This window comes from Paenibacillus sp. FSL R10-2771 (genome assembly GCF_038000205.1).
In the GTDB taxonomy this organism is placed as follows: Bacteria; Bacillota; Bacilli; order Paenibacillales; family Paenibacillaceae; genus Paenibacillus_AQ; species Paenibacillus_AQ phytohabitans.
The window spans coordinates 4,185,810-4,209,516 of sequence record NZ_JBBOBM010000001.1; the positions used below are offsets into that span (position 1 = coordinate 4,185,810).

Sequence of the window (23,707 nt, forward strand, 5' to 3'; positions counted from 1 at the left end):
CTCCGGCGCCCTTCTTCTTGCAAATATAGCGGGAATCACATTTTAATTAAAACTTCAGGCTGTTTAGATGAATGGATGAGGGATATAAAGTTCTTCCAGGCTTGTGATTTCTTCAGGTGTCAATTGAACAGACAATGCCGAAACCGAATCTTCAAGCTGGCCGATCCTGGTAGACCCGATGACCGGAGCTGTAACCTCCTCCTTATGCAGCAGCCAGGCAAGCGCAATCTGTGCGCGCGGAAGCCCACGGTTCGCAGCAACCTCAGCAACTCTCTGGGCAACCTTGCGGTCCGCTTCCTCCGTTCCGGTGAACATCGCCTTGGCTATCTGGTCTTTCTCTGATCGTTCAGTGAGCTGATCCCAATCCCGGGTTAACCGGCCCGCAGCCAGAGGCAGATAAGGTGTGATCCCTACCCCCTGATCTTTACATAGCGGGAGCATTTCCCTTTCTTCTTCCCGGTAGAGCAGGTTAAGTCTGTTCTCCATAGCAATAAACCTTGTCCAGCCGTTTCGCTCTGCGGTGGACTGCGCCTTCGCAAACTGCCATGCCAGCATGGAGGATGCTCCAAGGTACCTAACCTTGCCAGCCTTTACTAAGTCATGGAGAGCCTCCATCGTCTCCTCAATCGGCGTATTCGGATCATAGCGGTGAATCTGATACAGGTCAATGTAGTCTGTTCCAAGCCGTCGTAGACTGTTATCAATTTCGGTCATTATGGTTTTACGGGAAAGCCCCATTGCATTGGGACCCTTACGCATCGGTACGAACACCTTCGTGGCAATCACCGCTTCGTCCCGGCGGACAAAATCCTTTATGGCCCTTCCGAGAATCTCTTCACTGGTACCATCGGAATACATATTAGCAGTACTGAAAAAATTAATGCCTAATTCGATTGCTCTTTTAATAATCGGTCTGCTGTTCTCTTCATTCAACGACCACGGGGTATTGCCGCGTTCAGGTACCCCGAAGCTCATGGTTCCAAGACTTAACTTCGATACATCCAAGCCGCTTCGTCCAAGCTTCACATATTCCATTGAATAGTCACACTCCTATATGTTTATGAATCTTTAGGTTGACGTATCAACCAACAAACATACAATAGCATCTTGTGGTTGATACGTCAACCGTGCTATGATCCTTCTATGGACAATATGAGCGAATTAAACGAAGATGAAATGCAATTATGGAATATGTGGAAAGGCTCCTTCAAACGTATCTTCGGCCGGGTTGTGAAAGAGATGTCTGAGCATACCGGGCTATCCGAGGGCGATTTCGGAGTATTAGACCGGTTAGTACAATTCGGGGAGGGCAAGCTTCGCCAACAGGAGCTGGCTGACTCTATGGACTGGGATAAAAGCCGGTTATCCCATCATCTGACGCGGATGGAGAAACGGGGTCTCGTACTAAGAAAACCGCTGGACACAGACCGGGGTGTACAAATCATCATTACTTCTGCCGGCCGATCCGCCCTGGAGGCAGCCCTTCCTGTAGTCTCCAAGGCAATACGCAGGCATTTCCTGAGTCAGTTAACCGATCAGGACATGGAGTCGATTGCTTCACTGGCGGAGAGAACGAAAGCACCTTGACTGCTTAAGATACGGCTGCCGCAATACATCATTACGGGTAATTCACGGGAAATTCCAGGCCCACCCCCTCGCGGGCTGGCCTCTTCTCTATGCGCATTGTCTATATGCGGAGTCACCTTGGAATGAATAGCTTCATGAATGTCACGTACACCGGATTAACCATAAGACCTGCCGGGTTTACGGAATATCTCTTCCCCGTGTCCAACCTCCGGATTCGTTCCATTTCCTCCCGATTCAGTGCAAAGTCATAAATTTCGCTATTCTCTTGGATCCTCTGCGGATTGGACGACTTAGGGATAACAATACTCCCCCGCTCCAGATGCCAGCGCAAAATGACCTGCGCAACCGACTTGCGGTGAGCATGAGCGATGGCTGTCAGCTCCGGATGCTCCAGCAGCACCTTGCTTCCCTGCCCGAGCGGCCCCCACGCCTCATGAAGAATCCGGTTCTGAACCATATAGTCATACAATTCGTTCTGTTGGAACTCCGGATGAGTTTCGATCTGATTCACCATCGGCAGGATCCGGGCGTTCTTCTTGAGCTGCTCCAGATGCCGGATACCGAAATTGGCAACACCTATGACTTTGATCCTGCCTTCATCGTACAGCTCCTCCATCGCCTTCCAGGCCTCAACATAATGAGGGCCTGCGAAATGTATCAGATACATATCGAGATACGTTACGTTCAGCTTCCGGCAAGTCTGCTCGAACGCCTTTCTCGTCGCATGATACCCAAGATCCGTCGTCCAGGCTTTGGAGGTAATGAAGAACTCCTCACGGTCAATGCCGCTGTGCAGGATGACCCGGCCCAGTGCCGCTTCATTACCGTATATTTTCGCTGTATCGAAATGGCGGTACCCGCTCCGGATAGCATTCTCTACCGTCTGCTCAAAGGCTTCCCCATTCTTGATCTTATACAGGCCAAACCCCAGTTGGGGAATGTTTACTCCGTTCACCGCTTGAACTGTCTGATTCATTGACGGTCCCCTCCCTTCCTCTTCCGGATTACGGCTCCGATGATTACCTGTCACATTGTGCAAGGGCCTTCTCCAATTCGCTTACTAAGCTTTTCAACAACATCAGCTTGCTTCCGGTGTCCAGACGATAATAGTTACGTGTTCCTACTTTCCGGACGCTAATAATCTGTGCCTCTTTCAGGATTTTCAGATGATGCGAAACGGCCGGACGGGATAAGTGGGTTTCCACCCTTATCTCACCTACACGCATACCGGGATTCTGCGGCCCTTGAAGCAAGGCCATCAGGATGGCCTGCCGGGTCTCATCTCCGACCGCGTTAAGCACCTTGAGCGAGTTCCTAAATTCGGTGGCAAGAGCCGCCACAAGTTCCTGGTCTACGGAAATCATCCCTTTTCATTTAATCGTTTATTTCTTTGGACGGAAATAAGATACCACAAATTCCACCCCGGCTGCATTTCGGGAAAGAAATTCAAGAACCTTTCTTTCCCATAACAGGAAGCAAGTCCGTTACTTTACATTAGCTTGGCCAACCGCCTGATCTCATCACTTAACCTTGGATTGACCGGATACACCTCTTCCAAGAAATCCAGAATGCATAGTGCCGATTCGGGCACATGATCGTATCCCTGAATCATCCCGCCGATAATCTCTGCAAAACGGGGGTATCTCTTCTCCAGCCGTCTTTCATTTCCAAACGGGTCGGGATAATAATCAACCTCGTCCTCCAGCAGATGGAGTACAGACAGAATCCTGTCAATAGCATATCCCTGAATAAACCGCGTAGCGGATAGACGCTCACCTCTTGCATAACGTCCGAGGCCTACGTATAGATTGGTTAAGGCTTCGTTCAAAGGAAAGTCCAGGGAATCCTCCTTCGGAGAAGGGAGGGGTCTTAAAGGTCTGGCGATTGCCGTATTGGCATACAGGGGGTTCTTCCATATCACCCGGCCCTCCGTGTAAGCGGCGTCCGCCAGCTCCGATTCCTCGAATACAGCATATTCCGCGAAAATCCCATCCTCGAACAACACCTTATATCCAAGGTCCGAATTCTTGAAAGCATAGGCAAGAGGCTGTATGGCTTCGAGCCAATCCAACCGGTCGATATATCTCCGGGTCACTCCCGGCTTCACAATAACGAAGAAATCCAAATCTGAGTACTCATCCATCCGTGCCGTCTCGACCCCAACGGAACCAACACCTAATAATAATAGAGCATCGCCCGTACGCTCCAGTGACTTGCCGATTTCGTCCAGCCGCTGCAGCAGCAATTCTGTTCTCCGCATATGAATCCTCCTCTGGTCCGCCAATGCAAAAAGGGCCCAACCCCACTTCTCAGCGAGGTTGAACCCTTAGGTTACATTGCCTTTATTAATCTACCGTAAAGTTATCATGTTTGAATTGTTGCTGTCAAGATATAAGCGCGCACCAGCAATTTGACAAAAGAAGTTTCATCTCTTATGTTGAAATGAGAGTAAAGGGGGATGTCCATTGGCGCTCGAACAGAGTGAGAACAGCATTACTAAGACAGTTATACATACAATCTCTTCTGTAGCGGAAGCTATTGCATTATTATCAAGTTATACCGAGGCTGACCAGCATTCCTATGCACAGCATGAGCATGAGCTGTTGCATCAAGCGTTATCTGCTGAGGCCATTGCCTTTATTACTAACTGGAGAATAAGCAGCCGTTGGGATTTCATGTACCTGTATGAGTTTTTTATTCCGTTTCCCCATTTCAATGATATGGCTTTATTCCTGGATGAAATTTCCGGGCTGTCTGACGAGTCTTATCTATTCTATATTTTTGGCGGGGAAGTGCCACAGCAGCAGATTGCTGAAGCTTTGCTCCATCCGGATACAACTGCTGATTTTGGCCTTAATCCGGCCTCCATGTTTGGCGATAAGCCGGAATTTATAAAGGTCATGTTCACTGACATAAAGCCGATTCGTGTATCCATCAATCTCTTGCTGCAGGAGATAACAACCTCGGCTGTCTTTCAGGAGCACCTGAACACTAAGCAAGGTTTATATGAAGCTGCCATCCAAGAAGCCCAGGCTTTCGGGCTGGAGCCGCTTCACTTGGCGCAAAAGCTGATGGAAAAATCGTTTCGCAGAGTCAGTAACTATCAGACGTTCTACTTCATCCCTTCCTATTTCCTGACTCCCCGTCATATCCGGATATTCGATAATCATACCTGCATCGTTATTTATGGCTGTTATAACACTCCATTGAATACCCTGGAGCGGAGCCTGGAGCTGGAGAAGCAGCTGAAGGCATTATCCGACCGTAACCGCATTATGATTCTGCGAATTCTGCATCAGCACAAGGAGTACGGGGCAAGGCTTGCGAACACACTCGATTTAACGACTGCGACAATCTCGCATCATTTGGAAATATTGAAGCAAGCCGGTCTGATCGTTGAGGAGAAGGTTGGCAACATTAAATATTTCGAGCTTGATCATTCCAGGTTCAACAGGCTGCTGCAAGAGCTGAGTTCATTTGTGCAAATGGAATAGCTGTAAATTAGACGATCACCCGTTAACCGGGTGGTCGTTTTTCATTTCATCATAAAAAATGTACTTGCCTAAAATAGAAATGGGATGGTATTTTAATATTAGACGTTTATCTTATATTATAAAGGTGGTTATCTTACATGAGCATAGAGATCATCCAGGTTCATAATTTGAAGCGGACCTATCAAACCGAGGAAGGCATTTTCAGAAGAAAGCGAAAGGTTGTCGAGGCTCTTCAGGGTATCAGCTTTTCTGTGCGTGAAGGGGAGATTCTCGGGTTATTAGGTCCGAACGGCGCTGGTAAAACAACAACGATAAAAATATTGACCACGCTGCTTACGCCGACATCCGGCGAGGTCCGTATTCTCGGGCTTGACCCTGTGAAGGAATTCAAGAAGCTGCGCTCACAGATCAACTTTATTCTCGGTGGAGAGCGCAATCTGTATTGGCGGTTATCGGCCTATGATAATCTCGCTTATTTTGCAGATTTATATAAAGTCCCCCGCCAGGTGCAGAAGAGCCGGATTCCACAATTGCTGGAGCTGGTAGGTTTGACCGGAGTTGCCCACCGCAGAGTCGAAACCTTCTCCAAGGGCATGAAGCAAAAGCTGCAGATTGCCCGCGGTCTGGTGAATGAGCCGAGAATTCTGTTCCTGGATGAACCGACGATCGGGCTTGACCCGGTGAGCGCAAGGCAGCTGCGTGATATTCTGCATCATTTAAAGCGGCAAGGTACGACGATTCTGCTCACTACGCATTACATGCCTGAAGCGGATGAGCTCTGCGACCGGATAGCTTTTATAGATAAAGGGCTGATTTCTGTACTGGACACTCCAGAGGAGCTTAAGAAGCGAATCGATCAAATTTCCGTTGTAACCTGCAGCATCACTGAATTTACGGAGGAGGAACAGGCGATAATCACGGCGCATCCGGCAACCCTCCATCTGCAAATTGATCAGCCGGAGCAGCTGCAGCGATTGCGATTGCGAATTCAAACCCGACTTCCCCAAGAGCTCATCATGGAGCTGTATCATATTGCAGGCCCGGTAAGAATGGCGAATTTGTCGATTACAACGCCTACTTTAGAGGATGTCTATATTCAAATATTAGGCGGGGATGCCTCATGAGTTACACCCTTACACCGGATCTGAGATCCTTACTCCATACGATTAAAGTACATATGAAGCTCTCGCTCGCCCGTCCAATGTTCCAGTTTATTATCTTCCTGATGCCATTCCTGTTCTCGACCATAGCGATATTGGTATATGGAAATTCCTCTGCGGAGCAAATTTTTAAGTATGTTGTGCTGGGCTCCGGGTTCATTACCCTTTGGTCCTCCATCGTATTCTCTTCCGCCAGTGATGTTAACCGTGAGAAGTACTATGGAACTTTAGAGCTGTTGTTCACAGCCCCTACCCCATTCGGGCTTACGCTGGCCGGCAAAATTATTGCCAACACTCTATGGGGAATATTATCCATACTGATTTCTTATTTTTATTTAATCGTCATTTACCGCGTTCCAGTGATTATCGGGCATCCGTTGCAATTCATACTTGCTTACCTATTTGTCCTATGCGCACTGTCGGTCTTCTCCTTCTTTCTGGCCATGTCTTTTACGCTGTCCCGTCAGGCTTATGCCCTGATGAACATGCTGGAATATCCGGTGTATCTCATATGCGGTTTTATGTTTCCGGTCTCCGTACTTCCAGACTGGGTCAAGCCTTTATCCTGGGTGCTGCCCCCTACTTGGGCCATTGAATTACTAAGAATCATTAGCAGGAAGGATATGAAACAGGATGAGCTTGTTGTTGCTTGGGGAGTACTGCTGCTGTTAACCGTCTTTTATCTCGTTATTTCTCTTGCCTACTACCGGCTTGTAGAGAAACGAGCCAGAATAAATGGAAATTTAGGGGTGTTCTAAAATGGAATCTGTTGCCCGGTTTTACCGGCATGCGCACCTGTCGTTCAAAGCACTGTTCGGCTGGCTTAATCCCGGTGTCTACCTGATGGTTATGGTCATTAACCCGTTAAGCCAATTGCTCTTCTTCGCAATGCTGGCCAAATACGCTTTCCAGGGAAGCAATCTTGCCGGTTATGTGGTTTCGAATGCGCTTCTGTTATGCGTGATGAACGCTGTCTTCGGCATGATGACCGTTATTAACTCTGACCGCCAGATGGGTACACTGCAATTGGTAGTGGCAAGCCCTGCCAGCAAAATAGCCGTCTTCTTTGCCCGGGCTATCTTTCATATTGTCAGCGGCCTGTTCACGGCAGCACTTGGACTCGCTTTCGGAATGCTGATCTTTGGGCTTACCTTCTCGGGAGAGCAGCTTGCATGGCTTGGCCTCGTGTGGACCGTATCCATTTCCGCCGCCTGCGGACTTGGGTTTGTGATCTCAAGCTTTGCGCTCTGGTCGCCTTCGATGCATATCTGGTCCAATTTGCTTGCAAGCGTGTTGCTCCTGTTCAGCGGAGCCAGCTTCCCGCGTTCTTATATGCCGGACTGGATGTACACATTATCTGAATTCTTCCCGCTGACAAGAGGTGTAGAAGCGACAAAACTGCTTATTCGTACCGGGGATAATGAATTTACAACCATCCTTACCCGGATGGCCGAAGAGGGTTTGCTTGGATGCGGATTTTTTCTCCTGGGTATACTGCTGTTCTATTATGCTGAATATTTAGCAAGGGTTAAAGGCACTATGGAGATGGAGTAGGATACATAGAGGCTTCCAGTGATGGCGGCCTTTATTCGTTCTTCCAATAGACATTAATCTTCATGTCAGGATATGGTATCCTTGATGCAGGTGAATATTGGGGGGATACGTATATGATTACCGCTACAGCGGCAAGAATCATAAATTTTTTGCCGGATAAATGGGTCACATCCATATCGAGAAATATTATTAATAATTACCTGAACAAATATGCAAATATACATATAACCGGCAGTGAAAACTTAAAAGAAATACAAACACCGACTATTTTTGTATGTAATCATCTAAGCAATTCGGATGGATTAGTGCTGGACAAAGCTCTAAAAGCGATTGATCCGACTTTTGTAGCAGGTGAAAAGCTGTCAAATAATGCAGTGACCAGCATCGGTGTTAATGTAATTAAGACTACAACTATTAAGCCCAATACCGCTGACAAAGAGGGTCTCGAAAAGATAATCAAGCTTGTTAAACAAGGGGAAAGCTTACTGATCTTCCCGGAAGGAACCCGAAGCAGAGCCAGCAGTTTGATTGAAGCGAAGAAAGGTATCCTTCTTATAGCAAGATTAACCGGAGCTCCCATTGTACCTGTCGGGTTATATGGGACAGAGAAGCTTTTACCTATTCATCAAGATGGCGATATGAAGGCGGAAACGTTCAATAAGGCAGATGTGCATATCCAGATCGGACAACAATTCGAATTGCTTCAGCGGGCGAAGGAGCAGGATAAAAAAGAATATGAAGAGTCCACCCTCTCATACATAATGAAAAAAATAGCAGAATTATTACCCGAAGGCTATCGGGGAGTCTATAAATAATCTGAGCTATCCTTTGAAATTTCTAAGGCCATCCTTTGCGGATGGCCTTCTTTCTGTTCAGCGACTCGCCCCAGGCGCAGTAATCAGAATCTTACTGGCAAGAGCAATAGTCTGTGCACGTTCCGCTTCAGTAAGACCTGCGGTTACCTCCGTAATCTGACGTTCAATCTGCTCTCCGACTTCATGAATGATCTGCCACCCTGCCGCAGTTGCCCTCACGTTGAATCCCCGCTTGTCGGCCGGTGACACGGTCCGCTCCACCAGTCCGCGGCGCTGGGCACGGTCCACGAGTCCGGTAATACTGGATTTATCAAGTCCCAGATGCTTGGCCAGCTGCAGCATACCCGGTTCCCGGTCCCTCAGGATACCCAGCAGACGGATCTGAATGATCGAGAGATCATGCTCCGCCCCTATTCTGGCGAGAATGTTCTGGATCAGGAAGGATAGCTGCACCAGACTGTCCACAATCGACAGATCATCCAGTTTATCAAAAGAATCATCGTAACTGCTCATATTCGCCCCTCCGGAATTCATCATTTATCTAACCTGCTGTCCACATTGTATCATAATCGCCGTTGACTTTGTACGTGAAACAAACTATATTGTTTGTATTACAAACTTATTAGTTTGCGTCACAAACAAAATTCGCCCATGGGGCAAATGGAGGCCAATATTATGTATGCTGCTGTTGTACGATCCTTCGATTCAGGTCCGAAATATGAAATTCACGATACTCCGGTTCCCTCTGGAGAACATGAAGCTCTGGTTGATGTGCTTGCAGCCGGGTTGCATCTCCGGGTACGGGCACAAGCCAATGGTTCTCACTACACCAGTACGGATGAATTACCCCTGATCCCTGGTGTTGACGGGGTAGGCAGGCTGCCGGACGGTCAGTTGGTCTATTTCGTTACAACAGATACTGCTCTAGGCTCTTTTGCCGACAAAACTGTAATTGACCTGCGGCGCAGTGTGCCAATTCCCGCTCATGCCGATCCTGTGCTCATCGCTGCCGCTATGAATCCGGCCATGTCAGCCTGGGTGACCCTGCGCCGCAGGGTTCAGGCACAGCCGGGGTTCAAGGTTCTCATTCTGGGAGCAACCGGCAATTCCGGACAGATGGCGGTCCAGATCGCCAAGCTTATGGGGGCCAGTCAGATTATCGCTGCCGGGCGGGACCCGGAGCGTCTCCGTTCGCTTACGCCGCTTGGCGCGGATGTAACGGTGTCACTTGCGGGTGATCCGCAAGCAGCTGCCCGGCGCCTCGGCGAGGCGGCTTCCGAAGTGGATATCGTTCTTGACTATCTGTGGGGCGAGCCTGCCGGACTGGCTATGATTCCGCTGCTGACCCGCCGGTCTGACCGCAGCCGGCTGCTGACCTGGATCCAGATTGGTTCCGTTGCCGGAGCAGATGCCGCTATCCCTTCTGCCGCACTCCGCTCGGCCAACTTCCAGATCATCGGCAGCGGTCAAGGGTCTGTGACTCCAGCCGGATACTTGGCCGAATTCCCGGCGCTCATCGATGCGATTGCTGGAGGCAAGCTCATTGCGAACCCTATTGCTTTTCCGCTGTCCAAGATTGAAGAAGTGTGGAATACTCCGGCAGGCAGTCAGCAGCGGGTAGTATTCACGCCGGCGAATTAAGTAATTCCCTGACCTGAATTGTATAAGCAGGCCCGTGTCCGGCTTTTGTCAAGCTTTGTTATCCCGGTTGTAACTTCTCCTCTTGATAAATCTGGAAAGTGAGTGATAAACTTAGCAGGGCATCCCGCATAAGGAAGCATGCTTACTCTCTACAGAACAGGAGGCCGAAGGAAAATTGGCGATTTATTTGGTAAGACACGGCAAAGATGATGAAGGATTCCGTGGCGGATGGAGCCAGCGGGGACTTATCACGCAAGGTTACCGACAATCCGAGAAGCTCGGCCGCTATCTTCAAGATAACCAGTCTTCATTTAACATAAAGCGTATTGTCAGCAGCGATCTGCAGCGGGCTCTGGATACGGCTGGTGAGCTGGCAAGAGAGCTCGGATTGCCGCTCGAGCGCAGTATGGACTGGAGGGAAATGAATAATGGCGTGATCGCCGGCATGCCGAACGAAATCGTAAATGAACGGTTTCCAGGTTTGTATTTCTCCGGTTTACGGATGGACGAGCGCTATCCCGGCGGCGAAAGCCCGCTGGAGTTCTTCACACGTATCAAGGAAGCGTTCGGCCGCTTATGCGAAGAACAGGCCAACCGCCATCCGGAAGGTAACCTCATGATTGTTACTCACGGCGGAGTCATTAATATTATCTATCATATTATAAAAGAATTAGACTGGAACAACCGCGGCAGTAAATTCCCGGCTTCCTATACCGGCTTGCACACCATCGAGCATCAGGACGGCAAATGGATCGTTTCCCTGGAGAATTATACTGTGTAGCTTACAAAAAAGGCAGACCCGCCAGCCATTACGGCTTTTGGGTCTGCCTTTTTTCAAACCTAAACCTATTCTTCTGACTGAACATCCGGACGGTCCGGCAGCTGCTCAAGGTAACTGTTAGACATATTCAGCAGCTTCTGCACGTTATTGAACTGCGCTTCAGTCGATCCGCCAGCAATCACAGAATTATCCTTCTGGCTGAAGTTGGTTCCGTCTGCGTAGGCTTCTCCGGTTACATAAATACTTGAATTATTGATAAAAGAGCCCGTCGGCAGGAAGTGCCGGACCGGTAACAGATTGGTCTCCTGATTCAGCAGATCCTCCCCGAAGTGAAGCTGATTCTGCACGGAGACGCCCAGCAGATTGGCTACAGTCGGCAGAATATCAATCTGTCCTCCGGTATGCTCAATTACAGCGGGCAGCGTTCCGGACGGAGAGTGCACAATGAACGGGATATTGAACATATCCGTATAACCGTACTCATACCCGATCAGCTCTTTCAGCCAATCCTTCTCGTTATCGCCAAGCGCATAGAGCGGTACACCCTGGTGATCCCCGTAAAATACAATCAGGCTGTCGTCCCACACTCCGCTGGCCTTAAGTTCATCCAGGAACTGCCCCATCGCATAATCCGCATAATTCTGGGACTGGATATAGTCGCCAAGCAAGGTCCCCTGATACTGCTCAGGCAGAGTCATCTTAAGCTTATCCTCCGGCAGACGGAAAGGATGATGAGCACTCATGGAGATTACCATGGCATAGAACGGCTCTTCCTTCGCATCCAGAGCGGCCAGCTCGGGTACGGTTTTGGCGAACAGCACTTCGTCTGAAGAACCAAAAGCAATATGGTCATCGTCCCCATAGAAGCTTTGATCATAATACTTATCGAATCCGATGGCTGCATAGAGTTCTTTGCGGTTCCAGAAATCCACGCTGTTGGTATGGAAGGTATACGTATGATAGCCGTTTGATTTCAGCAGACCCGGCAGACTCGGCAGTGCTTTGTTCATATAATTGGAAGAAGTCGCCGGCTCATTCTTGGGCACATAAAAAGAAGTATTCACCACGAACTCCGCGTCCGAGGTTGTACCTTGACCCGCATCCGTATAAAAATTATTAAAATAAGTATTGTCTTTCACCAGCTTGTTAATGTTCGGCGTAACTTCCTGTCCGTCAATGGTCAGGCCGACCAGGAAGTTCTGGAAGGATTCCATCTGGACCACGATCAGATTCTTGCCTTGGTCGGCAGCGAAATACTGGGGGGACTCTGGCACGGTAATGCCTTTCAATTCATTCACAGCCGTCTGCGTAATCTCTTTGCTGTCGATGATTTCTTCCTTCTCCGTAGTATCGGCGAACAGGGTATATACCTCGTAGTTGAGGATGCCCATACTCTCGGCTTTCTTGATCTCATTCATGCTCGCATGGTTCGGCCAGATATTGAAGATACACAGTCCGATGGAGACAGCAGTGATCACTGTCAGCACCGGCCGGCTCATCCGCACGGTACCTCTTTCTTTCCAGCGCGAAATATATTTCGGCTGGAACATCAGGAACAGGAAGAACACGACGTCCACGAAGATAAACAGATAATAAGGAGTGATGAGGGAATAGGTGCTCTCCCCTACCTTCGTAACTTTGTCGGCCTGCTGCAGAGCATGATATGTCGCAATGACGCCATAATACTTGTAGTACATCAGCACAGCGAAATAAATGACCGTTATAAAAAGATTGGCCACCATATAATAGAGAATCTTCCGCTTGCGTGCCAGCCACTCGATGAGACTGAATACAATGAGGAAAAATGGAATTTCCGTAAACATGGTGCCCCAGTTAGGCCCGTCATTAAAAACAACATACCACGCCACCCCACTCTTGAGCAGCAAGAGAAAAGTGAACAGCAATATAGGCTTGTTGCGGATATCAAATGATTTTTTCATAAGTGGTCTCTAGCTCCTTGTATTTCAGAAAGAATTACATCACGTTTCAATAATATGCATAACAAGAGGTCTTTGCTCCAGCTGTTGCCATAAAAGGACTAACGATTGGTCACTTCCTCACATTTGTTGTAGGCATAAATTGTACTACTGAATTAAAGCACAAATTACGTAGGTTATCAACCTATTTTAATTAGACGGGTAAAAACGGCAATGCCGTCCTCCGGGGGACGGCATCTGTTTCATCCTTCATACTCGAACGGATCGTCGCACGAGTAAATCTCATCGAAAAATCCGTTATATAGAATATCGTCTTCCAGGCATTTAATGAGAAAAGACAGCCGCCCGCCACATTCCGGTTCCCCGCCGTTATTCCGCATGACCTCGAAGGCATCCACAACACTTTCCATCAGGGTAACTTGGATGAATAAAGGCAGCTGATCCAGCACCGCTGGTTCAATCCGGGTCTCTGACCTGTACCCTGCGAGAACGGTTGCAAAGTAATCTGCCATGAATTCCTTGCGTTTACCGGGATCGGGTTCAAATTGTATCCAGCCCACTCCATGTGTCCAGAGAGCTGCCAGCTCAAACATATACCAGCCGAAACAGCAATTGTCGAAATCGTATACGGTAATTTGTCCGGTATCATAATCTATTGAATAATTCCCGTCATTGTAATCGAAATGAAGCATTCCGAAAGTCTCCCCGTTCGCTTCCACTTCTCGCAGGGTGCTAAGCAGCTCAATCAGCTTCCCCTTAAGCAAGGCCAGGGATTCAGGAATCAGCTCATCCAGATATGCGGGATTGTATTTGTCAAAAAAGCTATACCGGCGATGGACCGGCGTGTACTCTTTGGATAACTGATGCAGTTTCCCCAGTACTTTACCGCAGTTATAATAATATTCGGTAATGGGCACACCTTCCCTGTACCGGTAATGATGCTCCACCAGCATTTTTCCTGCGGCCTTAGTGAACAGGCTGACAAAATACCTGTGATTATCATGAGTAATCTCTTCCAGCAGATTCCCGTTCCGGGAGCTGATCACATTCGCGACGCTGCCTCCATGCTCATACAGGTAGCGGACATACTCCAGTTCACCCAGGAAATCGTCGCGGCTCCGGTCAGGCAGGAAAGCGAACCTGAGTATTTTGGGGCTGGCGCCTGCTTTTTCACAGGTGTATACAATATTACGCCCACCCTCATGCGCCTCAATCTGCCCGAACTCATAGCCGTATAACCCGTACAACTCTGATACCAGGGGAAGTAAGTGTGCAGTACTTTTTTGGGCAACCTCAATATAGTTTATAATATCTCCTCCAAATCTAATTTGCGCGGCGATTTCCTGTACCGGAATCCCAACCACCATATTTTACCTAAAGCAACCACTCAAGCTCCATGGATAGTTTTTATATATTCAAACTTTACTGTTATTTATTTCATTCCGCTTCTATACAGTCATCCGCCAGCTTATTGAAGCTTTTTTGAGATTCACTTCCCCCTTTGGCCGGCAACATAGTTACGGAAATAATCAACAAATGGGCTATACAGCCTTTTCGCCTCAGCAATAGCACTCTGAAACTCTCTTTCCACACTCTCCGCCTGTTCAAGCTCTAACGGGCTCCAGTATTCATGATCCTCATAATCATTAAGCATATAATAAAAAAATTCACAGGGTTGCTTCACTGCCTGGTAACTGTCAGCGAATCTACCGGAGTCCGCCAAAAAGGAGGCCCATGAGATTTCCTTACGTTCATACCGCAAATAGAGACAGCCAATATGCAGATCGTATACAGTATCCGGAAAAGCCTCAAAGGGTTCTGAGAATGCGTACGTATTCACTATTCTTATAGCGTCCCCAATGTACTTTTGGGTTGCCAGGTCCATAATCCAATATGGCGGTTTATCCATCTGTTCAATTATTTCATCACAAAAGAAGTAATAATGCTTGTACCAGATAAGCCTGGCTTCAAGCATAACCCCCATTTTTCTTGCGAATAGTCTATTCAATTCGATTTCCATAGATCTGCTCACCTCAAACCTAATTTATTCCTTCAATATAGCACACTTCCAATTTCCAGAATGCTGCGACATCAGTGAATTAGAATATAATAACTAAACACAAAAAACAGCCCCGGTCATTCGCTGACCATCGGGCTGCTTTCTATTCGTATAAACAACGGTTCGAAGGAATTACACCTGCGGTTAAGACGTATAATTCTTGCCCAGTCCCAGGCTGGTCAGCAGCTGTCTGTAGGCAATTGATGTCCGGTCTGCCGGGATATGGGCTTCCGCCTGCAGATCGAGCGGCAGATCCTCCGGAGTCTGCGACTCCACCATCTCCGCATCCTCCTGGAACACCTGCAGATTGAACTTGATCGTATCCTCTACAGGGGCGCTCTTGTCAAAGTTACGGGAGATCGGGCAGAACAGCCGGGTATAGCGGGCGGATACCGGGGATGCACAGTTCAGAATCTTCAACCTGCCCTCATCCGGGAAATAGACAGTCAGCGAAGCGGCAAACGGTGCAAAGACGCGGAACTCGCGCAGCCACATGAACCCTTCGGGTGCAGGGTTCTCCTGACCTTTGCCGTAGTTGCTGACTGTGCTCCAATACTCCGCTACCAGCTCCGTATCCCCTTCACGCCATACCTTATACTGGGGGACCTCTGTGTTGTTGCGGTCACCGAAGGTTGCCGTATGCACGTAAGCGAAATGCGATACATCCAGGAAGCCTTCCATCTGCCGCCCGGAGGAACCGGCAATATCAAAGCTCGGAATTAGAATATTAATGTAGTCGGGATCATCCCAGGCCGGAAAAGATGGGATTTGCTCCGGCGTGCCACCAAGGCAGGTCCAGATCAGGCCATAACGCTCCACGGCGGGATAGACAATCAATTTCAATTTGGGTGAGATCTTGCTGCTTGGATGCGCCGGCACCGCCGTACACTTTCCTTCACAGTTATACCGGAAGCCGTGATACGGGCAGACAATCTCACCGTTCTCAACCCAGCCCTTGCTTAAGGGCGCTCCACGGTGGAAGCAGAGGTCCCGGGCAATGACCACCTTGCCTTCGCTGCGGTACAATACCAGCTTCATATCCAGCAGCTTCACTGGAACAGGTTTATCCTGAACCTCATCTGCCCTCGCCACCGGATACCAGTACTGGGCCAGAATATGCCAGTCTTCTGGCGAGAAGGTGCAATCACGCGGGAGCTCCAGTTGTTCCTGCCGTTTCTTTTCCTCTATCATGACCGCTCCACCTCTCAATTCGCTATGAATGCATAAGATGATTTAATTATATGTTAGAATAACTAACTTGTTGTGTATATTTTAAACTGATTTCGCTACTAAAATCAATTACAAATCCATTCCTTTTGTAATTTCGCCTAAAATACACCTGTCAATGTTATGCATCATGACATAATGGGGGCAAAACCTTAATAGATGTATATTCAGGCCATCCTCCGCAAAAGTTAACAGGTGCGCTACCTTAAGCTGCAATACATACAGCATTGTGAATGGTACCGCTTTGCACACTGATGAACGGGTGCTTTCAATTATATCTGTCTTTTCAAGTATATCGGTCTAGTAAGATTCGCCTAATAATAGTTTCTAAAAATAACTTGCTTTATTTAAGTTATAAGCTATAATAAAAACATAAGAGCTACTTCAAAAAACTTACAACACATTCGAGGAGGAATTACAATGACAACATTAAACATCGGAATTATTCTGGGAAGTACCCGCCAAGGCCGCGTTAGCCCACAGGTAGGCGAATGGGTGAAAGGTATTGCTGACGCACGCGGAGATGCCAATTACGAAATCGTGGATATTGCCGACTTCAAACTGCCGCTTCTCGGTGAAACCGACAGCTATGCGGAAGCCCAAGCGTGGGCAGCCAAGCTGGCAACACTGGACGGCTTCGTGTTTATCGTACAGGAATATAACCACAGTCTTACCGGAGCACTCAAGAATGCCCTGGACTCCGCCCGTGAAGAATGGAACAACAAGGCAGCCGGTATCGTAAGCTATGGTTCAGCCGGAGGCGTCCGCGCCGCTGAGCATTTACGCGGAATTCTCGGCGAGCTGTCCGTAGCAGATGTTCGCGTACACCCACTGCTCTCCTTGTTCACTGACTTCGAGAACGGCTCCGTCTTCAAACCGGCCGATCTGCATACCGCCAACGTTAACGCCATGCTCGATCAGGTTCTGGCCTGGAGCGGCGCCTTGAAGACTTTGCGTCAGTAAATAAAGGGTAATGGCAACGCATCATTATCATTAATAAAGGAATAAAGGGGTCTCAACCGCCAGAAATGGCTATTGAGACCCCTTTTTACATTGAGATGGATGGATGGATTGATTGATTGATTGATAGCGGAACTATGTGAGAATGCTGCGCGAACAGACTGTTGCTCCAAGCACTGCGGGAATGGCGCCGGCAGAATGGAGACTACTTGGTAGACATAAAAAGCTTTGTAGACATAAAAAGCTTTGTAGAAATAAATGTTGCACGTTTTGCAACTTGTATTGGTATATACCCGGGTGTTCAGGCCGATTGTTGTATGAAATACAACAATTGCCTCGCTAAACCGCATGCTGGAGGAGAATTGCTGCATTTTGTACAACATTATTGGATTTGAGCCGAAATCATGAGGAAAATGTTGTATTTTATATAGGCGTGTTGATTTCCCAAAAAAAGGGACAAAAAAGGCCGCCATTTCGGGTAATGGTAAGTACGACCAAACCAAACCGAAATGAGGCGACCTCATGAATAAATATACCCCATTCTTAGCTGTTTTCAAACAAGTGTTAACATCGGATGAAGTCGAAATGGTGACCGGACAAACCAAGGACTACGTGGATAGAGGAACCAAAATGACCGTCGGGTTGCTACTCGATTACTTTGTCCAAGCCTGCTACCACAAATGGGACGGCTTCCGGCAAAGTGCCCGCTTAGGCCCAAACTTTGACTTGCCTGAGATTCATTACTCCACCCTTTCCGGCAAGGCCGGTGAAGTCCCTTACGAAATCTTCAAACGTATCTTTCAAATGCTCGTCACGAAATGTAACCGTCAAACCCGGCGGCATCTGAATCTGCCTAAAGATCTTCTGCTGATTGACTCGACTACGGTCACGGCGGCGAACTCCCGAATGCCTTGGGCCTCGTACAAAAAATTCAGAGGGGGCATTAAGCTGCATGTTGCTCTTTCGCAGGGTCAGCGTTCACCCGTGAACGTGGAGGAATCGATCGCGAAGCGCAATGACGCTCCGTTTGGAGAAGTCTTGGCAGATACGGACTACATTTTGGTACAGGATCGGGCGTACGGAAAAATCAGCAGATTGGATCAATATGTGCTTCAGGGCCAGTCGTTTGTGATTCGACTCAAAGACAATCTCCATTTGGTGAAGCCGAGAAACCTCCAGCGACCCGCAGAGGGAGAAACGAACATTGTTCGTGATATTACTTGTTATATCGGTCAAGGGAAGTGCCAATCCGCTAAGCGCCACCGGGTCGTAGAATTTGAGAATGACCGGGGGGAAGTCGTACGGGTCGTGACCGATTTGAGAAAAGAGTCTGCTTATGTGATCGCTGAAATCTATAAGGCACGCTGGGAAATTGAAGTCTTTTTCCGCTGGATTAAACAGCATCTGAACGTGCCATGTCTATTTGGAACCACTGAAAATGCAGTATACAGCCAATTGTTTGTGGCCCTTGCGGTCTATGTACTTCTGAGACGTGTTTATGATGAAATCCACCCCAACGTGCCTGCCTTTGCTCAACTGACCCTTTGGGAATTTATGCAGCATTGGCGTATATTTAGTCTTCCGCTGGAGTGGCAGGTTCAACTTAGTCTGCTCAGGAACAAGGTTGTTTTGGGAATTATATCCATACCATAATATGGGGAATCAACAGGCTTGTATTTTATACAACAATTTTGTATTCGGGCCGAAGTTATAGGTTCAGCCGATACCTCCATCCATACGCATACGCACAAGTCTAATCCTATCTTTAAGATGATTCATCAGGACCCCCGCTCTTCTTATCGTGACAGCAGCCTGCTGATCAGCTCCCGGCGGCTGGACACGCCTGCTTTGGCAAAGATTGACTTCAGGTGATCCTGAACGGTATAAGCAGAGATATGGAGCGACTCCGCCAGTTCCTTGGTGGATAACCCCAGCAGCAGCATCTCTGCAAGCTGTTTCTCGCGTGAGGTTAAGGTAAAGGCATCGGCCAGCAAGCGGAATACATCGGAGGATCTGGCATTTACAAAAGAAACGGCCAGCATGCCTTCCGGACCGTCCAGCCTGCTGGCCGTAATGGTCAGATAAGCCCCATCCCCGGTTTGAAGGCATATTTTAGCGTTTGAAGGGGCAGCACCGGAAGCTCTCTCCTCCGCTACGACCCGTAAGCACACGGCCCGGACCGGCCCCGGCAATACTCCCGCATCCAGACGTTCGAACTGCCGCATCTGCTCCAGCCAATAATTCGCCGCTGCATTCGCACTCAGCGGAACAAGCTGCTCATTCAGCATCATAATTCCGTTATCTTCCGGCGCCCCGCTGTCCGAATCCTTGCCGGGCTGCGATGTGGCGTAACTGCGCAGTCCGGCAGCAATCAGCGGAGCAACGGAAGCGATCCGGGCACATTCCTGCGCTTGAAACGGAAGGCTATCCAGCGGACGGAATAACGTCAGGAAGCCCCAGCAGACCCCGCCTGCCATGAGCGCTGCGCGCAGCTCATCTCCGAACCCGGCGGGCTGCAGTACTTTGCGGTAACGCTGACTCTTCTCAAGGCTTCCGCCGGTAACTCCGCTTAAGCAGGCTACCGGAAGCTCCGCCTCAGCCAAGTGCTCATACTTCATATAATCCTCATGCAGATATTCATATTCGAACAATACAGAGTGCACAGCTGCGAGCCCCTGCTCCGTGACCGCCCCGGTGGTTAGAAGCGTATGGGGATCTACTGTTGTGCAGCAGGCCGCGGCAAACGGGATAATAGAACGGAGTTTAGCAATAACCGCTTCCCTGTATTGCTGTGAATTCATAGCTCTCCCGCCCCGGGCCGGGTTCAGCTGTAGAATGCTTTTCATCGCCTCGTTCATCTTGGTGTCCTCTCTAAATCCCACATATGTGGGATGGTCTCCCGTCCTTGAAATCCCGATAATGAAACATAATTCCTATTATATCGCGGGTAAGCTTACATTCAATATTCAAGGACGGAGAAGATACAATGAAAACAGATATTATAGTCATCGGCGGTTATGGTCATGTCGGGTCACAGATTTGCCGGCTTCTTGGCGGGAAGCATCCCGGGAAGGTCTATGCGGCGGGAAGAAACCTGAAACGTGCCGAAGAATTCTCCCGGAGTACCGGCGGTTATGTGAAGCCGCTGCGTCTGGCGGCAGAGGAGCCGCTGGACCAGAGGCTGCTTGAACGGGTGAAGCTGGTTGTGATGTGCCTGGACCAGCAGGATACCCGGCTGGCAGAAGCCTGCTTACAGAGCGGCACGCATTATGTAGATGTCTCGGCGAGCGGCGAGTTCCTCAGCAAGCTGCAGAAGCTGGACCCGGTGAAGAATGGCCTCCAGGCTGCAGCCCTGCTGAGTGTCGGCCTGGCTCCAGGGCTGACCAACCTGCTCGCGGCACGGGCCATGCAGGAACTGGAGCATACCGAGTCCGTTGACATCTCCATAATGCTCGGGCTTGGAGACAGTCACGGACAAGCTGCACTGGAGTGGACAGTGGATAATCTGGGTGCAGCCTTTGAGATTACTGAACACGGCAAAGCGCGCACGGCTTCAAGCTTCACCGGGAGCAAGTCCACCGACTTCGGCTTTGATCTGCGGACCCGGACAGCCTACCGCTTTCCCTTCTCTGATCAGCAGACTCTGCCTGTAACTTTAGGCGTTCCATCTGTTTCCACCCGGCTCTGCTTCGATTCCCGCATCTCTACCTCCGCTGTTGCTGTGCTGCGCAGATTAGGTCTGCCTGCGCTGCTGCGGAACAGAACCTGCCGTAACTTTGCTGTCCGGGCTTTCGGCAAATTCAGGTTCGGCTCGGCACGCTTCGCGGTTAAAGTGGATGCCTATGGGTTGAAGAACGGCAAGCCCATGCAAATAGAATATGGAGTAGAAGGTGTACATGAAGCAGACATTACTGCAATAACTGCCGCTGGTGTAATCCTTAACCTCTACGAATCTGCACCTCCGCCAGGTGTCTATCATATTGAGCAGTTATTCACACTTCAGCCGGACGGGAACCGTCTGTCACTGGTATCCGCAGGGAAGGCCGGAACCGGCGTAAGTATGTCCTCCCCTCTGAACGGCGTCACTTTCTGGACGCGGAGTACTGTCCGATAGATTCTCTTTTTGCAAATAATGATGCGATTCGCTACAATAAAATGAATCATTAACCCGTCCGCCAAACATCTTAAATATGCAATTTTGGCGCGTCCAAGCTATCTATCTCTCCCTAAGGAGGACTACTCATGTCCAGCCAAGAACCCGTTCAGCCGACAGAGCTCCAGGAACAATTCACCCTGCTGATGCGCGGACTGGGAACCCGGACAGTACAATACCAGCAGAATGTGGCCTCCGCCCTCGGACTATACAATAATGACTTCATATCCGTAGATATCCTGCGTGAAAAAGGTCCGATTACCGCCGGAGAACTGTCGAAGCTAACCGGACTGACTACTGGCAGCGTCACCGCATTAATCGACCGGCTGGAGAAAACCGGCTATGTCCGCAGAGAAAATGACCCGGGTGACCGCCGCAAGGTGATTATCGTTCCGCTGTATGAGCATAAAGCGGATGTCATAGAGACATATTCCACACTTCATTCGGCTATGATTGCCTTGGCTGCTTCATATACGGAAGAAGAGCTCCTGCTGATTACTCAGTTTCTGGGCAAAGCTGGCGCAGTGTTGGAGCAGCAGATCGATCACCTGAATGCCAATCCTCCGGGCAGTTCTAATTCCTGACGCCCTCCTGAATACAACAAGGCGGCCGTTAACCTAACGGCCGCCTTGTTTATGATATTTTATTGGATTACGGATGAAATGAATCTGGCCATCTCACCGCTGGTCTCATTCAGCTTCTCAATGACATCGCTGAACTGGGTAACGAGCTCAGCCTGCGCCGAGGAAGACTTGGCGATTGCCTCAATCTCCTGTTCCATCTCCCGGATCGAGCGCTGTACCGTGCTAAGAGAATCCTCAATCGACTTCGTAGCTTCCTTCGTATGCACCGACAGCTTGCGGACCTCTGTCGCCACCACACCGAAGCCTGCCCCCTGCTCTCCGACCCGCGCAGCCTCAATCGCCGCATTCAGGCCCAGCAGATTCGTCTGCTCGGAGATCTCCCGGATGAATCCGGCAACCTTATTCACCTGCTTGGACTCTTCCACCGTCTTGCGGGAATTGTCCAGAATCTGCGCGGTTGTCGCCGACAGCTCCTGAGACTGGGCCGCCACATTCTGAACCATATCCACAAGCTGGCCGCTGATCTGATTAATGCTTTCCGTCAGCTGTTCCATTTTATCTTCATTTTCCAGCGTATAGGCAATTGCGAAAGCCCCGATCACTTCTCCCTCCGTACCGTAAATCGGGACTGCCGAAGAAATTACAGTTGCTCCATACAGCTCAGGTGACAGACGGTTTGTCGTGGCGCGTCCGGCCAGGGCATTGCCGAGGGACGGATCATCCGGCGAAACTGGACTTCCTTTGGTTAAGCCGAAATCCAGCACTTTACTGGGTGCATAATAATGGAATATTTCCCGGTCCGTAATGCCGATCATAATATCCTGTGCGTGAATCTGTTTGAAGAAAGGTGCTGCTGCGACCAATGCTGCCAAGTTATCCATAAGCATCTCCTAAATGTGAATGTTTAGAATTATTATCGACACATTTAGCCGATTAGTGAAGAGTGCTGATTATGAATTATGAACGTCCTGAATTATGAACGCCCTGCCTTAACATGCTTAAGCTGAGCCACAATAATGACGCTGATGATAATTAGCAGAAACCATGAGCTGATCTTGCTGAAGCCCACCAGATGCCAGGCTTCATGCTGGTCCGGATATTTCCAGGCACCCAAGAAGGTAGCGATATTCTCAGCGATCCAGATGAAGAAGCCTACAATGAAAAAAGCCAGCGTCAGCGGCATCCGGTACGTCCGCTCCTGCACCCGGTAGATGATCCATGTCCTCCAAAAAACAATTACCACGAGCGCCGTCAGCCACCAGCGGAAATCCGGAATAAAGTGGTGCGTGAAAAAGTTCAGGTAGATCGCTCCGCCCAGCAATCCCGCAGAGGCCAGCCCCGGCCAGCCGGTCATGTCCATCTTCAGCCTGCGCCAGATCTGGCACATATAGCTTGCCACGCTGGCATACATAAATCCGCTGTACAGCGGTACCCCGAGCAGCTTCGTGTATCCCGGATCAGGGTATGCCCATGAGCCCATTCTTATTTTATAAATCTCCAGCACCAGACCAATCACATGAAATACGCAGATTACCTTGATCTCATCGAGGGTCTCCAGCCCGCTGCGGTACATAAGGTACTGCACGGTCAGCAGGATCAGCAGAATGGCATCATACCGGTGGATGAAGGGCACTTCTACTTTACTGGTAAGTATCAGGGTTCCAAAGATCGCAACGGGAAAAATGCAGCTCATCGCGTGATGATAGCCGAAATGCAGCAGCCGTACCAATGATTTCAATATCGTCCTCTCCTCGT

The 23,707-nt window shown here is 49.2% G+C and carries 24 protein-coding genes; 12 read left to right on the forward strand and 12 right to left on the reverse strand.

The genetic code is table 11. The annotated features are described in order from the left end of the window. Positions 1–63 precede the first annotated feature (63 nt). Complete coding sequence (locus NSU14_RS18270) at positions 64–1,035, reverse strand: aldo/keto reductase (protein ID WP_042136022.1); 972 nt, start codon at positions 1,033–1,035, stop codon at positions 64–66. Between the two features lie 141 nt (positions 1,036–1,176). Here NSU14_RS18270 and NSU14_RS18275 point away from each other — a divergent pair, with 141 nt between their 5' ends. Beyond that, on the forward strand, positions 1,177–1,587 hold the full coding sequence (locus NSU14_RS18275; RefSeq protein ID WP_340946636.1) for a MarR family winged helix-turn-helix transcriptional regulator: 411 nt from the start codon (positions 1,177–1,179) through the stop codon (positions 1,585–1,587). Positions 1,588–1,699: 112 nt separating this feature from the next. Here NSU14_RS18275 and NSU14_RS18280 read toward each other — a convergent pair whose 3' ends face one another. From NSU14_RS18280 to NSU14_RS18290, 3 genes are all read right to left on the reverse strand, one after another. Beyond that, entirely contained in the window at positions 1,700–2,563 is an 864-nt protein-coding gene (locus tag NSU14_RS18280) for an aldo/keto reductase (RefSeq protein ID WP_042136018.1), read from the reverse strand. Positions 2,564–2,606: 43 nt separating this feature from the next. Continuing rightward, a complete protein-coding gene (locus tag NSU14_RS18285) occupies positions 2,607–2,951 on the reverse strand; it encodes an ArsR/SmtB family transcription factor (RefSeq protein WP_042136016.1) in 345 nt (114 codons plus the stop codon). 125 nt (positions 2,952–3,076) lie between these two features. Further along, positions 3,077–3,847, reverse strand: a complete 771-nt coding sequence (locus tag NSU14_RS18290) for a hypothetical protein (RefSeq protein WP_042136014.1) — start codon at positions 3,845–3,847, stop codon at positions 3,077–3,079. Positions 3,848–4,052: 205 nt separating this feature from the next. On the opposite strand from NSU14_RS18290, the gene NSU14_RS18295 reads away from it, so the two are divergent. The 5 genes from NSU14_RS18295 (at position 4,053) to NSU14_RS18315 (ending at position 8,610) form a co-directional block, all read left to right on the forward strand. Further along, complete coding sequence (locus tag NSU14_RS18295) at positions 4,053–5,081, forward strand: ArsR/SmtB family transcription factor (RefSeq protein ID WP_052421809.1); 1,029 nt, start codon at positions 4,053–4,055, stop codon at positions 5,079–5,081. A 137-nt stretch (positions 5,082–5,218) separates the two neighbouring features. Continuing rightward, on the forward strand, positions 5,219–6,205 hold the full coding sequence (locus NSU14_RS18300) for an ABC transporter ATP-binding protein (RefSeq protein ID WP_042136012.1): 987 nt from the start codon (positions 5,219–5,221) through the stop codon (positions 6,203–6,205). Then, positions 6,202–6,999, forward strand: coding sequence for an ABC transporter permease (locus NSU14_RS18305; protein ID WP_340946644.1), 798 nt, complete (start codon positions 6,202–6,204; stop codon positions 6,997–6,999). The genes NSU14_RS18300 and NSU14_RS18305 overlap by 4 nt, the downstream gene beginning before the upstream one ends. Before the next feature lies 1 nt (position 7,000). Next, positions 7,001–7,795, forward strand: a complete 795-nt coding sequence (locus tag NSU14_RS18310; protein ID WP_042136007.1) for an ABC transporter permease — start codon at positions 7,001–7,003, stop codon at positions 7,793–7,795. A gap of 113 nt (positions 7,796–7,908) precedes the next feature. Further along, on the forward strand, positions 7,909–8,610 hold the full coding sequence (locus NSU14_RS18315) for a lysophospholipid acyltransferase family protein (protein WP_076246741.1): 702 nt from the start codon (positions 7,909–7,911) through the stop codon (positions 8,608–8,610). 57 nt (positions 8,611–8,667) lie between these two features. On the opposite strand, the gene NSU14_RS18320 is transcribed toward NSU14_RS18315, so the two are convergent. Continuing rightward, positions 8,668–9,123: a MarR family winged helix-turn-helix transcriptional regulator gene (locus tag NSU14_RS18320; RefSeq protein WP_042141050.1), complete on the reverse strand. Its 456-nt coding sequence runs from the start codon at positions 9,121–9,123 to the stop codon at positions 8,668–8,670. A 114-nt stretch (positions 9,124–9,237) separates the two neighbouring features. Between NSU14_RS18320 and NSU14_RS18325 the strand changes: the two genes are divergently transcribed. Both NSU14_RS18325 and NSU14_RS18330 read left to right on the forward strand, forming a co-directional pair. After that, complete coding sequence (locus NSU14_RS18325; RefSeq protein WP_340946647.1) at positions 9,238–10,251, forward strand: quinone oxidoreductase family protein; 1,014 nt, start codon at positions 9,238–9,240, stop codon at positions 10,249–10,251. A 175-nt stretch (positions 10,252–10,426) separates the two neighbouring features. Beyond that, positions 10,427–11,032: a histidine phosphatase family protein gene (locus NSU14_RS18330; protein WP_336101603.1), complete on the forward strand. Its 606-nt coding sequence runs from the start codon at positions 10,427–10,429 to the stop codon at positions 11,030–11,032. 65 nt (positions 11,033–11,097) lie between these two features. Here the strand turns inward: NSU14_RS18330 and NSU14_RS18335 are convergent, their stop codons facing one another. From NSU14_RS18335 to NSU14_RS18350, 4 genes are all read right to left on the reverse strand, one after another. Next, positions 11,098–12,972 carry an LTA synthase family protein gene (locus NSU14_RS18335; protein ID WP_340946649.1) on the reverse strand — a complete coding sequence of 625 codons (1,875 nt, stop codon included), beginning with the start codon at positions 12,970–12,972 and terminating at the stop codon, positions 11,098–11,100. Between the two features lie 239 nt (positions 12,973–13,211). After that, positions 13,212–14,216, reverse strand: coding sequence for a phosphotransferase enzyme family protein (locus tag NSU14_RS18340; RefSeq protein WP_042141049.1), 1,005 nt, complete (start codon positions 14,214–14,216; stop codon positions 13,212–13,214). Positions 14,217–14,458: 242 nt separating this feature from the next. Further along, on the reverse strand, positions 14,459–14,989 hold the full coding sequence (locus NSU14_RS18345; protein ID WP_076246748.1) for a hypothetical protein: 531 nt from the start codon (positions 14,987–14,989) through the stop codon (positions 14,459–14,461). 183 nt (positions 14,990–15,172) lie between these two features. Beyond that, positions 15,173–16,219 carry an aromatic ring-hydroxylating dioxygenase subunit alpha gene (locus tag NSU14_RS18350; RefSeq protein ID WP_336101605.1) on the reverse strand — a complete coding sequence of 349 codons (1,047 nt, stop codon included), beginning with the start codon at positions 16,217–16,219 and terminating at the stop codon, positions 15,173–15,175. Positions 16,220–16,675: 456 nt separating this feature from the next. Here NSU14_RS18350 and NSU14_RS18355 point away from each other — a divergent pair, with 456 nt between their 5' ends. Both NSU14_RS18355 and NSU14_RS18360 read left to right on the forward strand, forming a co-directional pair. Beyond that, positions 16,676–17,218 (forward strand): NADPH-dependent FMN reductase, encoded by a 543-nt coding sequence (locus NSU14_RS18355; RefSeq protein WP_042135999.1) that lies wholly within the window; start codon positions 16,676–16,678, stop codon positions 17,216–17,218. A gap of 558 nt (positions 17,219–17,776) precedes the next feature. Continuing rightward, positions 17,777–18,868 (forward strand): IS4 family transposase, encoded by a 1,092-nt coding sequence (locus NSU14_RS18360; protein WP_340942393.1) that lies wholly within the window; start codon positions 17,777–17,779, stop codon positions 18,866–18,868. Between the two features lie 143 nt (positions 18,869–19,011). Here NSU14_RS18360 and NSU14_RS18365 read toward each other — a convergent pair whose 3' ends face one another. Next, the gene (locus NSU14_RS18365; protein ID WP_340946654.1) at positions 19,012–20,073 is read right to left on the reverse strand and encodes a helix-turn-helix transcriptional regulator; all 1,062 of its coding nucleotides are present in this window, start codon (positions 20,071–20,073) and stop codon (positions 19,012–19,014) included. A 128-nt stretch (positions 20,074–20,201) separates the two neighbouring features. Here NSU14_RS18365 and NSU14_RS18370 point away from each other — a divergent pair, with 128 nt between their 5' ends. Continuing rightward, positions 20,202–21,329, forward strand: a complete 1,128-nt coding sequence (locus NSU14_RS18370) for a saccharopine dehydrogenase family protein (RefSeq protein WP_042135997.1) — start codon at positions 20,202–20,204, stop codon at positions 21,327–21,329. A gap of 128 nt (positions 21,330–21,457) precedes the next feature. Next, positions 21,458–21,952 (forward strand): MarR family winged helix-turn-helix transcriptional regulator, encoded by a 495-nt coding sequence (locus NSU14_RS18375; RefSeq protein WP_076246756.1) that lies wholly within the window; start codon positions 21,458–21,460, stop codon positions 21,950–21,952. Between the two features lie 59 nt (positions 21,953–22,011). Here the strand turns inward: NSU14_RS18375 and NSU14_RS18380 are convergent, their stop codons facing one another. Together NSU14_RS18380 and NSU14_RS18385 are read right to left on the reverse strand one after the other, a co-directional pair. Then, entirely contained in the window at positions 22,012–22,833 is an 822-nt protein-coding gene (locus tag NSU14_RS18380; protein WP_042135993.1) for a methyl-accepting chemotaxis protein, read from the reverse strand. Positions 22,834–22,925: 92 nt separating this feature from the next. Further along, entirely contained in the window at positions 22,926–23,690 is a 765-nt protein-coding gene (locus NSU14_RS18385; protein ID WP_076246759.1) for a DUF817 domain-containing protein, read from the reverse strand. Between the last annotated feature and the right edge of the window lie 17 nt (positions 23,691–23,707).

What these genes read in the sequence shown, in the direction of transcription:
- NSU14_RS18270 (WP_042136022.1), bottom strand. Translation starts at nt 1,035, where the DNA reads ATGGAATATGTGAAGCTTGGACGAAGCGGCTTGGATGTATCGAAGTTA.
- NSU14_RS18275 (WP_340946636.1), top strand. Translation starts at nt 1,177, where the DNA reads ATGCAATTATGGAATATGTGGAAAGGCTCCTTCAAACGTATCTTCGGC.
- NSU14_RS18280 (WP_042136018.1), bottom strand. Translation starts at nt 2,563, where the DNA reads ATGAATCAGACAGTTCAAGCGGTGAACGGAGTAAACATTCCCCAACTG.
- NSU14_RS18285 (WP_042136016.1), bottom strand. Translation starts at nt 2,951, where the DNA reads ATGATTTCCGTAGACCAGGAACTTGTGGCGGCTCTTGCCACCGAATTT.
- NSU14_RS18290 (WP_042136014.1), bottom strand. Translation starts at nt 3,847, where the DNA reads ATGCGGAGAACAGAATTGCTGCTGCAGCGGCTGGACGAAATCGGCAAG.
- NSU14_RS18300 (WP_042136012.1), top strand. Translation starts at nt 5,219, where the DNA reads ATGAGCATAGAGATCATCCAGGTTCATAATTTGAAGCGGACCTATCAA.
- NSU14_RS18305 (WP_340946644.1), top strand. Translation starts at nt 6,202, where the DNA reads ATGAGTTACACCCTTACACCGGATCTGAGATCCTTACTCCATACGATT.
- NSU14_RS18310 (WP_042136007.1), top strand. Translation starts at nt 7,001, where the DNA reads ATGGAATCTGTTGCCCGGTTTTACCGGCATGCGCACCTGTCGTTCAAA.
- NSU14_RS18315 (WP_076246741.1), top strand. Translation starts at nt 7,909, where the DNA reads ATGATTACCGCTACAGCGGCAAGAATCATAAATTTTTTGCCGGATAAA.
- NSU14_RS18320 (WP_042141050.1), bottom strand. Translation starts at nt 9,123, where the DNA reads ATGAGCAGTTACGATGATTCTTTTGATAAACTGGATGATCTGTCGATT.
- NSU14_RS18335 (WP_340946649.1), bottom strand. Translation starts at nt 12,972, where the DNA reads ATGAAAAAATCATTTGATATCCGCAACAAGCCTATATTGCTGTTCACT.
- NSU14_RS18345 (WP_076246748.1), bottom strand. Translation starts at nt 14,989, where the DNA reads ATGGAAATCGAATTGAATAGACTATTCGCAAGAAAAATGGGGGTTATG.
- NSU14_RS18350 (WP_336101605.1), bottom strand. Translation starts at nt 16,219, where the DNA reads ATGATAGAGGAAAAGAAACGGCAGGAACAACTGGAGCTCCCGCGTGAT.
- NSU14_RS18355 (WP_042135999.1), top strand. Translation starts at nt 16,676, where the DNA reads ATGACAACATTAAACATCGGAATTATTCTGGGAAGTACCCGCCAAGGC.
- NSU14_RS18365 (WP_340946654.1), bottom strand. Translation starts at nt 20,073, where the DNA reads ATGAACGAGGCGATGAAAAGCATTCTACAGCTGAACCCGGCCCGGGGC.
- NSU14_RS18370 (WP_042135997.1), top strand. Translation starts at nt 20,202, where the DNA reads ATGAAAACAGATATTATAGTCATCGGCGGTTATGGTCATGTCGGGTCA.
- NSU14_RS18375 (WP_076246756.1), top strand. Translation starts at nt 21,458, where the DNA reads ATGTCCAGCCAAGAACCCGTTCAGCCGACAGAGCTCCAGGAACAATTC.
- NSU14_RS18380 (WP_042135993.1), bottom strand. Translation starts at nt 22,833, where the DNA reads ATGGATAACTTGGCAGCATTGGTCGCAGCAGCACCTTTCTTCAAACAG.